The following is a 14872-nucleotide window of genomic DNA, read 5'->3' on the forward strand; positions in this document are numbered from 1 at the left end:
AATCAGGTGCAGGACACGATGGTCGTATGATGCAGGTGTGGAGGATCGGTCTTGTTGCCGCCGCTGTTACGGTTGGTTCGCTCAACGCACATGCCGAGGACGTGCTTCCCGCCAATGTGACCTTCGTCACAAGCTCCGGCTTTTGGGAGGACAGTGGCGAGGGATCGGGTAGCTCCAATCCCGCTCAGAGCGCAAAATCGCCTGCGCCGGCGGCCGCGTCCGCACAAAAGGGCTATTACAAGCTGATCGCCCTTCGCCAGACGGACGGCACGGCGCATGTCGTGCTGCAACAGGTCGCCCTCGATCCGGCAGGGCCGCGAATCGTCTCGTCGACGGAGCTGGACGAATTTTCCCGGATGAAGGCGTTCGTGACCGACATCCGGCCGGAAACCTCCGATGGCGTGACCCAGCAGCCCGGATTGTTCGCGACCGTCTATCTGCGCACGGATCCAGCCGCGACCGATATCGAGACCTGGACGGTGCTGATCGACGAATTCGGCGATATCCGCATCGAGCGGGAATCGAACTAGTGCATGTCGCCCGAAAGGGTGCAGTGGGTTCGGGAAACGACATGCATACAAACAACACCTTGAAGCGCGTTGCGTGAATCCTTTTCGCGCAACGCGCTTTAGGCGCGCTGTCTCTTCCTCGGCTCGGCCGAGAAGACGCGGCTGCGCTTTCGCGCAGCCGTCCTTTCAGTTCAGATCATCGACCGCCGCATCCGCGCCGCCGTTCACGCGATGGGCAAGCGCTGCTTCCATGAAATCGTTGAGTGCGCCGTCCAGAACGTCGGACGGTGCCGTGCTTTCGACGCCCGTTCGCAGATCCTTCACCAGCTGATATGGCTGGAGAACATAGGAGCGGATCTGGTGGCCCCAGCCGATCTCGGTCTTCGACGCGGCTTCGGCATTGGCTGCCTCCTCGCGTTTCTTCAGCTCGGACTCGTAGAGCCGGGCGCGCAGCATGTCCCAAGCCTTCGCCTTGTTCTTGTGCTGCGAGCGCTCCTGCTGGCACTGCACCACGATGCCCGAGGGCATATGGGTGATCCGGACAGCCGAGTCGGTCGTGTTGACGTGCTGTCCACCAGCGCCGGACGAGCGATAGGTATCGATGCGGCAATCGCTCTCGTTGATGTCGATCTGGATCGAGTCGTCGACCACCGGGTAGACCCAGACGGACGAGAACGATGTGTGTCGGCGGGCGTTGCTGTCGTAGGGCGAGATGCGGACGAGGCGGTGAACGCCGGACTCGGTCTTCATCCAGCCATAGGCGTTGTGACCCTTGACGAGAAGCGTTGCGGACTTGATGCCCGCTTCTTCCCCGTCATGGATTTCCATGAGTTCGACCTTGTAGCCCTGACGTTCCGCCCAACGCGTGTACATGCGCAAGAGCATGTTCGCCCAATCCTGGCTCTCGGTTCCACCAGCGCCCGAGTGCACCTCGAGATAGGTATCGTTGCTGTCGGCTTCGCCCGACAGCATGGCCTCGACCTGGCGGCGCGCGGCTTCCGTGCGCAGGCCCTTCAGCGTTTCCTCGGCATCGCGGATGATGTCGGCATCACCCTCTTCCTCGCCGAGTTCGATGAGTTCGATGCTGTCCTTCAGCTGCTGCTCGAAGGCGCGAACGCTGTTGATGCCTTCATCGAGGCTCTGCCGCTCGCGCATCAGCTTCTGGGCTTCGGCCGCATCGTTCCACAAGCTCGGATCTTCCGCCTTGTTGTTCAACCAGTCCAGTCGTCTTACCGCCTGATCCCAGTCAAAGATGCCTCCTCAGCAGGCTTACGGCCTGCTTGATCTCGTCGACGATGTTCTCGATTTCGTTACGCATTGTCTCTTTTCTTCAATGTCTTGGTCTTGATCGTGCGGAAGTGCCTGCCCGTGAAATAGCGACGCCCGCCGCCGATGTAAAGGCAGCGGGCGCATCGCAATCGGGGATGCTAGAACAGGCCGTTCGAGCCGGACGTCACGGCCTGGTTCGCCTGGGGCGAGGTCCGCAGGATCTCTTCCGGCGGCACATAGGCATCGGCACCGCCGATGACAGAGAAGGTATCGGCCGGGCCCGTGCCCGGCTTGAAGGCTTCGATGATCGTGTCGGGATCGCCTTCGGCCGCGGCCATGCCGGTCTTGCGGTTGACGGGCACCAGGCTCATGCCTTCCGGCGGAATGAACTTGGTCGGACGCGTGCCTGCAAGCGCGGCCTGCATGAACTCGTTGAAGACGGGCGCTGCGAGGCTGCCGCCTGTGCCGCCGCGCCCGAGCGGCGCAGGGTTGTCGAAGCCGAGATAGAGGCCGGCCACCAGATCGGGCGTAAAGCCGACGAACCAAGCATCCTTCTCGTCGTTCGTCGTTCCGGTCTTGCCGGCCACGGGGCGGTCAAGCGTGACCTTGCCGGCGGCGGTTCCCCGCTGCACGACGCCTTCCATCATCGACGTGATCTGGTAGGCCGTCATCGGATCGAGCACCTGCTCGCGGTTGTCGGTCAGGGTCGGCTCGTCCTGCTCCTGCCAGTCCGCGGCATTGCAGGTTTCGCAGGTCCGTTCCTCATGGCGGAAAATGGTCTTGCCGTAACGGTCCTGAATGCGGTCGATCAGAGACGGCTTGATCTGCTTGCCGCCATTGGCAATGACCGAATAGGCCGACACCATGCGCATGACGGTGGTCTCACCCGAGCCGAGCGACATGGCGAGCACAGGCAGCATCTTGTCGTAGATGCCGAAACGCTCGGCATATTCGGCGACGATGTTCATCCCCATGTCGTTGGCCAGCCGCACGGTCATCAGGTTGCGCGATTTCTCGATGCCAAGGCGCAGCGTCGACGGACCGGCCGAGCCGCCGCCGTAGTTTTCCGGACGCCAGACCTGGCCGCCCGTCACGAGCTCGAAGGGTGCGTCGAGAATGACGGACGCAGGCGTGTAGCCATTGTCGAGTGCGGCCGCATAGACGAACGGCTTGAACGACGAGCCCGGCTGGCGCATGGCCTGCGTTGCGCGGTTGAACTCCGACTGGCCGTAGGAGAAGCCGCCGACCATGGCGAGAACGCGGCCGGTCTGCGGGTCCATGGCCACAAGGCCGCCCTGCACCTTCGGCGGCTGGCGCAGGCGGTAGTCGCCGTCCGTTTCCAAGGGTTCGACATAGATGACATCGCCCGGGCCGACCACGCCTTCCGGCGAACGCGCCGTGCGGCGATTGCCGTCGGACGAGCGATAGGCCCACTGCATGTTCTTGGCCGAGATGCGCCCGGTCACACGGTCCGGGCCGACCTTGCCGGCGCCGTCCTTGGAGGGCTGGATGCCGATCTCGGCACCCTTTTCGTCCACCGCGAGCACCACGGCGAGCTTCCACTCCGGTACGTCGGAGAGCGCGTCGAGCTTGCCGAGCGCGATGCCCCAATCGCCGCCGATCTCGATGCTTTTCAGCGGGCCGTGAAAGCCGCGACGTTCATCGTAATTGACCAGACCATCCTGCAGGGCCTTGCGCGCCTCGACCTGGATCTTCGGGTCGAGAGACGTGCGAACCGACAGGCCACCTTCGTACAGCGCATTGTCGCCGTAGCGCTGGATGATCTGCCGCCGGACTTCTTCGGCAAAATAGTCCGACGCGAACAGATGCGAGCCCCCGCGGCGCACGGCAACGCCGAGCGGCTGGGTCTTGGCCTCGTCGCCATCGGCCCGCGTGACGTAACCGTTCTCGACCATCCGGTCGATCACCCAGTTGCGGCGCTCGAGCGCGGCAGCCTCGTGGCGGAAGGGATGGTAGTTCGACGGGCCCTTGGGCAGCGCAGCGAGATAGGCGGTTTCGGCAATCGTCAGCTCGGTGACCGACTTGTCGAAGTAGGTCAGAGCCGCACCGGCGATGCCGTAGGAGTTCAGCCCGAAAAAGATCTCGTTCAGATACAGCTCGAGAATTCGGTCCTTCGAATAGGCCTGCTCGATGCGGAAAGAGAGAATGGCTTCCTTGATCTTGCGGTCGATCGTCTGGTCAGCCGAGAGAAGGAAGTTCTTGGCGACCTGCTGAGTGATCGTCGAGGCACCGACGGGACGGCGACCGGAGCCCATGTTCTGCACGTTGACAAGGATCGCGCGGCCGAGACCCATGAGGTCGACGCCGGGATGCTGATAGAAGTTCTTGTCTTCGGCCGAAATGAAGGCCGCTTTGACGCGGTCGGGAATGGCCTGGATCGGCAGATAGAGACGTCGTTCACGGGCATATTCCGCCATGAGCTCGCCATTGCCCGCATGGACGCGGGTTGTCACAGGGGGCGCGTAGGTCGCCAGCACCTCGTAATCCGGAAGATCCTTGTTCAGGTTTCCGAGATAGAGTGCCGCTGCCGCCGCCGCGATCAGCACGAGGAAGGCGCCGGCGCCGAAGAAGTATCCAATCAGTCTGATCATCGGTTGGCTACCGGTCCCTTCGTCGTCGCTATCAAATGAAAGGCAGCGTTCCCGCCGCACCTTTCTGCATGTCGTCCGTCACGGTGCAGGACACCGGTGACGATGTTGACGCCGTGACCTGTGCGCCCGCCTCACATCCGTCAGGAACGAAGGTCACGCCCGGCCTCAGATCCGAACCGAGACGGCGCGGGTACCGCCCGCTTTTCCGGCTTCGGGCGCGCGGCATGTCCAGCCCGCCCGGCGATTCCACATCGTCGCGTATGTATGAGGGATAGCGACGGGAATGTGAGGAAAATAGGGCTCTTGGCGCAGTTTAGCCTGTTGCCCACGTGGATGTCACCGCGCCTGTGGCCCGGGCGACACGAAAATATGTAAGTCATCCTGAATTTTAAGGGTACATCCGGTCGGTGCCTCGGCCTGGCCAGCGTCGGCTTTCCGAGATATCGCCTTGCTGCACACGGGTCTCAGGGGATATTCAGCCGCCGTCGGCACGTGCGCCGCCGCGATACTGTCGCACGGCGGCGGCGATGCGCTCGGAGACCTTTTTGCGCCAGACCGGATCGACCAGCAGCTTCTCGTCCTCCTTGTTGGACATGAAGCCGAGTTCGAGCAGGATGGACGGCACGTCCGCAGCCCGCAGAACCTGAAAGCCGGCAAAGCGGTGAGGGTTGTTGATCAGGTTGATCTGCCCCTCGAAGGACGAGACGATGGAGCGCGCAAGGTTGACCGAGAAGGCCTGCGTCTCGCGCCGCGTGAGGTCGATGAGGATATCGGCGACCTCAGCGGGCTCGTCCGCCAATGGCACACCGGCGAGCTGGTCCGACAGGTTCTCGCGTTCGGCAAGGCTTTGCGCCAGATGGTCCGACGCCTTGTCCGAGATCGTGTAGACGGTGGCGCCGCGGATGTCATGCTGCTTCAACGTGTCGGCATGGAGCGAGATGAAGAGCTTCGCCTGCTTCTGGCGGGCAATCAGGACACGCTCGGAGAGCGAAAGGAATTCGTCGTCGTCGCGCGTCAGCACGGCTTTGATGCCGGGTTCGCGGTTGAGCGTATCGGCAAGCTCCCGCGCGAAGGCAAGCGTCACCGCCTTTTCCTCCATCTTGGTGTCGACGCCGACGGCACCGGTGTCGATGCCGCCGTGGCCTGCATCCACGGCGATGATGAAGTCGCTCGAGGGGGCCGGAGCCTCTTCGACACGCGCGGCCTTCGTCGCGGCGACGCTGCCCGTCCAGGTTTGCTCGGTCAGGAGTTGCGCAAAGCGTTTCCGGTCGATCCGCTCGGCATCCAGCACGAGGCGGAAGCTCTTGCCGCCGTCATCGGTCTTGACGTCCGCGACCGTAATCTCGACCGGTTTGATTGCGGTGAGGACGATACGGGCGCTGCTGGCACCCATGGCGCCGAACCGGATATCTTTGAACAGCCCTCGCGCCTGCGCGTCCTCCGGCTTCACCCCGAAGGAGGTTTCCGGGAGATCCACGATGACCCGGGGCGGATTGTCGACGTAGTGGACGAAGATATCGGGCTTGCGGTCGAAATCGACGACGACGCGGGTCCGCGCGTCATCACCGGCAATGCGCAGACCATAGGCCAGAAGCGGTCCCTGCCCGGTCGCCGGCTCCGCCTGAACGGGCCCCGCCAACCACAGGGTCGCGGCGACAGCGCTCAGCAGCGACAGGACCCTGCCGGCGCGGCGCTGCCGATCCGAGGCGATCTTGCGCGTCTTCGCCCTCGTTGCCGTTTCCTGCCGCGCCGTCTCCGTCAAAACCGTCCCCTCGTGATAACCTCTTGCGCCCCTGCATCGGTACGCGTCCTGAACTGCGCTTTGCCAAGGCGGGCGGACGAAGCGGATCGATGGGTCTCGACCGATCCGCATCCTTGCCGCACGGAGGTTAACCAAAACTTACCGCCAAAAAGGCAGACAGGCCCACGCGTTAGGATCAGCGGCGCCGCCGCGTCAAAACGAGACAAGCAAATCCATCAATATTAAGGCGGAAGGGCTTTTCTCTTGCCATTGTGACATGAAAACCATAAACGTTGCACAGGTAAAAAGTGTTGACGGGATAGATTCCACGACCGGGCAGCCAAGGGAGTAACCCTGGCGCCAGAGCATGATTGGACAGCGGACTACGCGCTTCCAGCGATCATGTCCTCGCAGCAAGCGTGTCTCATCCGCCGTCGCTTCACTTTTCACCGCATTCCGAATCGAGAACAGTCCGGCGGTGGCCGGAAGATACGGTGTCTGACACCACGCCCTGCAAAGGGCACACTCATCGGGCCACACGGCCTATGACTTTGGCATTCCTTGTTTGGTATCTCATGTCGACGCAGCAGGATCGGTCAGAAGCGAAAAGCGCCGGAAACGGAACGCTTGCCTCTGCCGTCCGGCTGTTTGCCCATGTCTGGTATCCATCGGGAATTTATCTATCCGGCGAACGCCGTGACCTGCGTGGGGAACCGCCTCCGGGACGTCCTTTTCCTGCCCTGTCACGCTCACGCCGAGGAGCACAACCTACATGGCAGAGAAAATGCTTATCGACGCGTCTCACGCTGAGGAGACGCGGGTCGTTGTCGTACGTGGCAACCGCATAGAAGAGTTCGACTTCGAGTCGGAACACAAGAAACAGATCCGCGGCAACATCTACCTGGCGAAGGTAACGCGCGTCGAACCCTCGCTTCAGGCCGCCTTTGTCGATTATGGCGGCAATCGCCACGGCTTCCTGGCTTTCGCCGAAATCCACCCGGACTATTACCAGATCCCGTTGGCCGACCGCCAGGCGCTGCTGCGCGCCGAGGCGGAAGAAGCGCGCCGCGACGACGATATCGAGCATGTCGAAACCGGGACGGATCTCGACTCCGACGACGATGCGTCGGACGACGAGACCGCAGGCGCCGCGGACGATCTCTCGCCCGCAACGGCCGTTGAAGCCGTTGCTTCCGAAGCTGAAGCGCCGGTCGAGACTCTTGCCGTGACGTCGTCGCCGGACATGGCCGACGGCGCTGCCGCCGAGGCCGTCGAAGGTGGCGCTGCAAGCGAGATCTCGGAAGAAGCGGCGGCCGTCGAAGAGGCGCCCAAGGCCAAGCCGAAGCGCGCGCGCCGCTCCAAGAAGACGGTGGCCGCCGAAGCCGCCGAGGCGGAAGCCTCTGCCGCGACCGCCGACGACACGACCCCCGACGACACGGCCACCGACGACAGCGCAGCCGGCGAGACCGACGAGGGCCGCGGCCCCAACGGCGAAATGGCCGCGATGGTTGACACGGACACGATTTCCGAAGCGCCGAGCCGCCGCCGCGGTCACGACGACGATGATGACGACGGTCATCACGAGGAAAAGGAAGTCATCGAGTCGGTCGGTGCCGAAGATGCGATGGAAGAGGTTCCGGATCGCAAGGATCGTCGCCCGCGCAAGCAGTACCGGATCCAGGAAGTCATCAAGCGTCGCCAGATCCTGCTCGTCCAGGTCGCCAAGGAAGAACGCGGCAACAAGGGTGCAGCGCTCACGACCTACCTGTCGCTCGCCGGCCGTTACTCGGTTCTCATGCCGAACACGGCACGGGGCGGCGGCATTTCCCGCAAGATCACCAACCTGCCGGATCGCAAGCGCCTGAAGGAAATCGCCCGCGCGCTCGACGTTCCCCAGGGCATGGGCGTCATCCTGCGCACGGCCGGCGCCAACCGCACCAAGGTTGAGGTCAAGCGCGACTTCGAATATCTGATGCGTCTTTGGGAAAATGTCCGGACCCTGACGCTCGCGTCCACCGCCCCCTGCCTCGTCTATGAGGAAGGCTCCCTGATCAAGCGATCGATCCGCGACCTCTACAACAAGGATATCAGCGAGATCGTCGTTTCCGGCGAGGAAGGCTATCGCGAAGCGAAGGCCTTCATGAAGATGCTCATGCCGAGCCACGCCAAGGTGGTTCAGCCGTATCGCGACGTGCATCCGATCTTCTCGCGCTCAGGCATCGAGGCACAGCTCGACCGCATGCTGCAGCCGCAGGTGACGCTGAAGTCGGGCGGCTACATCATCATCAACCAGACGGAAGCGCTGGTCGCGATCGACGTCAACTCGGGCCGTTCGACCCGCGAGCACTCGATCGAGGACACCGCGCTCCAGACCAACCTTGAAGCCGCCGAAGAGGTTGCCCGCCAGCTTCGCCTGCGCGACCTTGCCGGTCTCGTCGTCGTCGACTTCATCGACATGGAAGAGAAGCGCAACAACCGCGCCGTCGAGAAGCGCCTCAAGGACCATCTGAAGAACGACAGAGCCCGCATCCAGGTTGGTCGGATCTCGCATTTCGGCCTTCTGGAAATGTCGCGCCAGCGCATCCGCGCATCGGTTCTCGAATCAACCACCCAGGTCTGCCCGCATTGCGCGGGAACCGGCCATGTGCGGTCGCAGTCGTCGATCGCCCTTCATGTCCTGCGCGGCGTCGAGGAATATCTCCTCAAGAACACGACGCATGACATCACCGTGCGCGCGACGCCGGACATTGCGCTCTATCTGCTCAACTACAAGCGCTCGACGATCACCGACTACGAGGCGCGCTTCGGTGTCGCCATCGTGGTGGAAGCCGATGCGCATGTCGGCGCGCTGCACTTCGCCATCGATCGCGGCGAAGCTGTCGAGAACCCGGTGAAGATCGAACAGATCCTCCAGTTCGAAGCTCCGATTGAGGACGAGGATGATGATGTCATCATCGAAGACGATATCGAGGACGACGAAGAACTTCTGATCGAGGCGAAGCCCGAACGGGCCGAGCGTCCGGATCGTGCCGAGCGCGAGAACGGCGACGATCAGAACGGTCGCAAGCGCAAGCGTCGCCGTCGCCGTCGTGGCGGCCGTGACGGCGATGCCGACACATCGGCGGACGCTGCCAGCTCGGATGTCGCATCCGACGACGACGCCGACGAGGGGGACGACGAGGACGAGGCGGATGACGCCGTGTCTGCGGATCAGACCGAGGGCGCGAGCGGCGAAGATCGCCAGAAGCGCAAGCGTCGCCGTCGCGGCAAGCGCGGTGGTCGCCGCAACAAGGATGGCGAGATCGAAGCGGGTTCGGACGAGGCTGCAGCGGCGGATGCCGGTGATGCCGGTGCTGCTGGGGCCGACAGCCTCTCGCAGGCGGATGCCGTCGACAACGCCGACGCTTCGGAAGAGACCGCGGTCGAAGGCCAGGTGGTCGCAGCGCAAGCCGACAATCTTGCCGGCGACGCGGTTGCCGAGACCGAAGATCGGGCTCCGGCTCCCAAGCGCAGCCGGCGCCGTCGCTCGCCTCAGGACCTCGTGACGGATGTCGCCGTTCAGCCCGAGGCCGCAGGCGACGCTGTCTCGACCGACGACGCAGCCCAGGCTGCCGTCGAAGCCACGCCGGATGCCGTCGTGAGCGAACAGGCACCCGCCTCCGAAGAGGCCCGCACCGAAGAGGCATCCGCCTCGCTCGGCGAGAGCGACGAGGCCCATGTGGCTGTGGACACCGCTGGCGAGAGCCCGTCGGTTGCTGAGCCCGAGACATCGGACGACAAGCCTGCGCGCAACAATCGGAACATCGAGACGATCGCCAGCGAGCCGCTGGTTCGCTCCTCCGCTGCGTCCCCTGACGAAACGACAGAAGAGGCAAAGCCCAAGAAGGGCGGCTGGTGGCAGAAGCGCGGCTTCCTGTGATCCGCTGACCGGACGAACAGACAGAAAGGCCAGCCGGAGCGATCCGGCTGGCCTTTTTCGTTGGTCATGATCGAAGCTTGCGTGCGGCAACGCGGCACGACGCGGCTCAGACATTGATTCAAGCCGCTTCCGATCTGAATCCGCCTGTGCGCGGAAGGTGTTGACAGACCTAGCTTTTCAGCCAGCCTGCCATGCGCTCGACCGCCGTCTCGATGTCGGCCGGAGCGCCGGCATAGGAAAAGCGCATGGCGCGATGGCCTTCGATCGGATCGAAATCGCGCCCGGGCGTGGCGGCTACGTTGATGTCCGCAAGCATGCGGTGAGCAAAGGCCATGCTGTCATTGGTAAAGCGGCTCGCGTCAACATAGGCATAGAAGGCCCCGTCCATCGGAGAGGCGATGGCGAACCCCAGTTCCGGGAGCCGCTTCAGGAGGAGCGCACGGTTGACCGCATAGCTTTCCTTGTAGACCTCCAGCTCGACGGTGGCGCCGAGCGCGGCTTCCGCGGCAATCTGCGAAAGTTCCGGCGGCGAGATGTAAAGGCTCTGGGCGATACGCTCGAAACCGCGCACCTTGTCCTCCGGCAGAACCATCCAGCCGATCCGCCATCCGGTCATGCAGTAGTATTTCGAAAAGGAGTTGATGACGATGGCGTCCTCCGTCACGGCCAGCGCCGTCGTCTCCTCCCCGACGAAGGTCAAGCCGTGGTAGATCTCGTCGGAAATGAACGCGATCTTCCGGTCCGCGCAATAGTCGGCGAGCGCCTGCAAACGCGCTCGCCCCGTCACCGTTCCCGTCGGGTTTGCCGGGCTGGCGAGGAGCACGCCGTGGATCGGCCCCCCGATTCGCTTCTCGGCCTCGGCGAGCCCGTCCGGCGTCAGCGTAAAGCCGTTCGACGCATCGGCATCGACCTCGACGACGTCCAGCCCGAGAGCCGCGAGAATGTTGCGATAAGCCGGATAGCCTGGCCGCGCGATGGCCACGCGGTCGCCGGGATCGAACAAGGCGAGGAAGGCGAGATTGAATCCGGCTGACGAACCCGTCGTGACGGCGATGCGCCGCGGATCCACCGAGACGCCGTAGTGCCGCTGGTAGTGCCCGGCGATCGCCGCCCGCAGGGAGAGGGTGCCGAGCGCGTCCGTGTAGCCGAGCCGCCCGTGCTCGAGCGCCGCGCGTGCCGCGTCCAGCGCCGCCTTGGGAGCAGGATGGCTCGGCTGCCCCACAGCCATGGAGATCACGGGGAAGCCTGCATCGCGTCGACGCGTCGCTTCCGCCAGAATATCCATGGCATGGAAGGGCTCCACGGCACTGCGGCGGGAAAGCGTTGTCATGGCGGGATCCTCATAGCAATCGCCGCCCCGGGATGCGTGATGCGCAGGTCGCCGGGCGGGTCGTTTCTTGTGGAAGGCATTGCCCCAACCGCGTCGGCTTCACAAGGGCCGGGCGTCACGAGGTCCCTGCTCTCGACCTTTTGTTGTCCCCTCGGCTGTCCCTGTGCTATCGCACGAGGACGAAAGAGCGGCCTTTCCTGGATATGGGCCGTTCCGCATCAGCGAGGACCGAATGACCATCTCCCTACGCCGTCTCTTTGCCGCATCGCTGATGCTCGCGTCCACCACCGTCAGTTTTGCTCCTCCTGCGATGGCGCTTGATGACAAGCAAAAAGCCGAATTCGGGGCCTTCATCCGCGAATATCTGGTGGCCAATCCCGAGGTCATGCTCGAGGTGCAGGAAGCGCTGAAGGCCAAACAGGCCGCCGCGGCACAGCAGGTCGCCGAATCGGCGATCAGCGCGAACAAGGACGCGATCTTCCATTCGAAGTACGATGTTTCGCTCGGCAATCCCCAGGGCGACGTCACGATCGTCGAGTTCTACGATTACAATTGCGGTTATTGCAAACGCGCCCTGCCGGACATGCAGGCGATCCTCGATGCCGACAAGAATGTTCGCTTCGTCCTGAAGGAACTGCCGATTCTCGGTCAGGAATCGCTCGACGCGCACCGGGTCAGCTCGGCCTTTCGCAAGCTGGCGCCGGAAAAATACGGCGACTTCCACAAGGCGCTTCTCGGCGGCGAAGAGCGCGCGACGGAAGAAACGGCCATCGCCGTTGCCGAACGGCTCGGCGTCAAGGAGGCCGACATCCGCGCCCAGATGGTGGATCCGAGCCAGGACGACGAGGTCCGCCAGGCCTACACGCTTGCCAACGCTCTGGGCGTGACCGGTACGCCATCCTATGTCATCGGCAACGAGGCGATCTTCGGGGCTGTCGGTGCCGATGAACTGGCCTCCAAGATCGCCAACATGCGCCGCTGCGGCAAGACAGCCTGTTGACGGGAAACGCCTGCCTTGTGGACAAGGCGGACGCCCGGCGCCTGCAGCCTTGCGGCGGTCCCAAAAGGCTTTTTTTCGGCAGCCCAACCGTCTATAGCTGGCGGCACGACGCGAGGATGCTTGTGACATGCCAACGATTTTCGTCCTGAACGGCCCCAATCTCAACATGTTGGGCAAGCGCGAACCTGGCATCTATGGCGGCCAGACGCTCGCCGATATCGAGACGATGTGCGTCGAGGAAGGTCACAAGCTCGGGCTGACCGTCGATTTCCGCCAGACTAACCATGAGGGTGTGCTGGTCGACTGGTTCCACGAAGCCGGCAGCAGCGCCGCCGGAATCGCGGTGAATGCCGGTGCCTACACCCACACCTCGATCGCCCTGCACGATGCGACACGGGCGATCGGCATCCCCGTGGTCGAACTGCATCTCTCCAATGTCCATGCGCGCGAGGAATTTCGCCACAAATCCATGCTTGCCCCAGCGGCGAAAGGCGTGATCTGCGGCTTTGGCGCGCATAGTTACATTCTGGCGCTCAATGCGCTAAGTACGCTCCTTCATACATCGAAATAAAAAGAACAAGAGGCTCTCATGGCTGACAAGAAGACCGGCATCGATCAGGCACTGATCCGCGATCTCGCCAATATCCTGAACGAGACCGACCTCACGGAGATCGAGATCGAGCAGGAAGACCTGCGCATTCGCGTGTCGCGCGCGGGAACGCCGCAATATGTCTCCGCGCCGGTCCCGGCCGCCGCACCCATCGCGGTCGCGGCATCGTCGGCGGCTCCCGAGGCCCCTGCCCGCACATCCAAGAACGCGCTGACGGCGCCGATGGTCGGCACCGCCTACCTGTCGCCGGCCCCCGGCTCGCGTCCCTTCGTCGAGGTCGGCGCCACGGTGAAGGAGGGCCAGACCGTCCTCATCATCGAAGCCATGAAGACGATGAACCAGATCCCTGCGCCGCGCTCCGGCAAGGTCGTCGAGATCCTCGTGGAAGACGGCGCGCCGGTTGAGTACGGTGAAGCGCTCGTGGTCATCGAGTAAGCCCATGCCCCTCATCTCCAAGGTTCTCATCGCCAATCGCGGCGAAATCGCGCTCCGTGTCCTTCGCGCCTGCAAGGAACTCGGAATCGCAACCGTTGCCGTGCACTCCACGGCCGACGCCGACGCCATGCATGTGCGCCTGGCGGATGAAAGCGTCTGCATCGGCCCGCCGCCTTCGCGCGACAGCTACCTGAACATCCACCAGATCGTGGCCGCCTGCGAGATCACCGGGGCGGACGCTGTCCATCCCGGCTACGGCTTCCTGTCGGAAAATGCCAAGTTCGCGGATATTCTCGACGCGCACGGCATCACCTTCATCGGGCCGACCGCCGATCATATCCGCATCATGGGCGACAAGATCACCGCCAAGGAAACGGCCAAGGCGCTCGGGATTCCGGTTGTGCCCGGCTCGACCGGCGAGGTGCGCCCGGAAAATGCCCTGCAGATCGCCCGCGAGATCGGTTTCCCCGTGCTCATCAAGGCGACGGCCGGCGGCGGTGGCCGTGGCATGAAGGTCGCGCGGAACGAGGACGAGGTCGAGGAAGCCGTGTCGACGGCACGCTCCGAAGCGGCGGCCGCGTTCGGCAACGATGCCGTCTACATGGAGAAGTACCTCGGCAAGCCGCGCCACATCGAGATCCAGGTTGTCGGCGATGGCGAGGGCAACGCCATCCATCTCGGCGAGCGCGACTGCTCGCTGCAGCGGCGGCACCAGAAGGTCTGGGAAGAAGCCAATTCGCCGGCACTCAACGTCGAGCAGCGCATGAAGATCGGCGAGATCTGCGCCGATGCCATGCGCAAGCTGAAATATCGCGGCGCCGGCACCGTCGAGTTCCTGTACGAGAACGGCGAGTTCTACTTCATCGAGATGAACACGCGTCTCCAGGTGGAGCATCCGATCACCGAGGCCATCACCGGCATCGATCTCGTCCACGAGCAGATCCGTGTCGCCTCCGGCGCCGGCCTGTCCGTCACCCAGGACGAAATCACCTTCCAGGGCCACGCCATCGAGTGCCGCATCAATGCCGAGGATCCGCGCACCTTCGTGCCCTCGCCCGGCACGATCACGCATTTCCATGCGCCGGGCGGTCTCGGCGTCCGGGTCGATTCCGGCGCCTATCAGGGCTACCGGATCCCGCCCTACTACGACAGCCTCATCGGCAAGCTGATCGTGCATGGTCGCACGCGCGTCGAATGCATGATGCGTCTGCGCCGGGTGCTCGACGAGTTCGTCATCGACGGCATCAAGACGACGTTGCCGCTGTTTCAGGACCTGATCAACAATCAGGACATCGCGAACGGCGACTACGACATTCACTGGCTGGAACACTACCTGGCCCAGCCCGGAGAATGAGAACCTCCCGGAGCGTTGACGCCCTTCTGCGCCAGCGCTCCGGCCCTCACGTCGCTGCCCGGTGCCGGCCGACGCGTTTGTCGGGCAGCGGAC

Annotated in this window: 10 protein-coding genes; 6 read left to right on the forward strand and 4 right to left on the reverse strand. The window is 63.6% G+C overall.

The genetic code is table 11. From position 1 onward, the window contains the following. Nucleotides 1–29: 29 nt before the first annotated feature. Entirely contained in the window at nt 30–530 is a 501-nt protein-coding gene (locus tag ASG25_RS01285; RefSeq protein ID WP_156379930.1) for a hypothetical protein, read from the forward strand. A gap of 165 nt (nt 531–695) precedes the next feature. Here the strand turns inward: ASG25_RS01285 and prfB are convergent. The 3 genes from prfB to ASG25_RS01300 form a co-directional block, all read right to left on the reverse strand. Then, a protein-coding gene (gene prfB, locus ASG25_RS01290; protein WP_162241378.1) for a peptide chain release factor 2 occupies nt 696–1827 on the reverse strand; the annotation gives its coding sequence in 2 pieces (ribosomal slippage) (nt 696–1757 and nt 1759–1827; 1131 coding nt in all). A 109-nt stretch (nt 1828–1936) separates the two neighbouring features. Beyond that, a complete protein-coding gene (locus ASG25_RS01295) occupies nt 1937–4390 on the reverse strand; it encodes a penicillin-binding protein 1A (RefSeq protein ID WP_062468309.1) in 2454 nt (817 codons plus the stop codon). A 475-nt stretch (nt 4391–4865) separates the two neighbouring features. Beyond that, entirely contained in the window at nt 4866–6035 is a 1170-nt protein-coding gene (locus ASG25_RS01300) for an N-acetylmuramoyl-L-alanine amidase (protein ID WP_244475228.1), read from the reverse strand. A gap of 868 nt (nt 6036–6903) precedes the next feature. On the opposite strand from ASG25_RS01300, the gene ASG25_RS01305 reads away from it, so the two are divergent. After that, nucleotides 6904–10050 carry a ribonuclease E/G gene (locus tag ASG25_RS01305; protein WP_062468311.1) on the forward strand — a complete coding sequence of 1049 codons (3147 nt, stop codon included), beginning with the start codon at nt 6904–6906 and terminating at the stop codon, nt 10048–10050. A gap of 169 nt (nt 10051–10219) precedes the next feature. Here the strand turns inward: ASG25_RS01305 and ASG25_RS01310 are convergent, their stop codons facing one another. After that, nucleotides 10220–11380 carry an aminotransferase class I/II-fold pyridoxal phosphate-dependent enzyme gene (locus ASG25_RS01310; RefSeq protein WP_062468313.1) on the reverse strand — a complete coding sequence of 387 codons (1161 nt, stop codon included), beginning with the start codon at nt 11378–11380 and terminating at the stop codon, nt 10220–10222. 232 nt (nt 11381–11612) lie between these two features. Between ASG25_RS01310 and ASG25_RS01315 the strand changes: the two genes are divergently transcribed. The 4 genes from ASG25_RS01315 (at nt 11613) to accC (ending at nt 14779) form a co-directional block, all read left to right on the forward strand. Then, nucleotides 11613–12380, forward strand: a complete 768-nt coding sequence (locus ASG25_RS01315) for a DsbA family protein (protein ID WP_062468315.1) — start codon at nt 11613–11615, stop codon at nt 12378–12380. A gap of 127 nt (nt 12381–12507) precedes the next feature. Further along, nucleotides 12508–12951 carry a type II 3-dehydroquinate dehydratase gene (gene aroQ, locus ASG25_RS01320; protein WP_062468317.1) on the forward strand — a complete coding sequence of 148 codons (444 nt, stop codon included), beginning with the start codon at nt 12508–12510 and terminating at the stop codon, nt 12949–12951. Between the two features lie 18 nt (nt 12952–12969). Then, nucleotides 12970–13425: an acetyl-CoA carboxylase biotin carboxyl carrier protein gene (gene accB / locus ASG25_RS01325; RefSeq protein ID WP_062468318.1), complete on the forward strand. Its 456-nt coding sequence runs from the start codon at nt 12970–12972 to the stop codon at nt 13423–13425. Between the two features lie 4 nt (nt 13426–13429). Continuing rightward, entirely contained in the window at nt 13430–14779 is a 1350-nt protein-coding gene (accC, locus tag ASG25_RS01330; protein ID WP_062468320.1) for an acetyl-CoA carboxylase biotin carboxylase subunit, read from the forward strand. Nucleotides 14780–14872: the final 93 nt, after the last annotated feature.

This window comes from Rhizobium sp. Leaf384, from assembly GCF_001424065.1.
Classification (GTDB): domain Bacteria; phylum Pseudomonadota; class Alphaproteobacteria; order Rhizobiales; family Rhizobiaceae; genus Ferranicluibacter.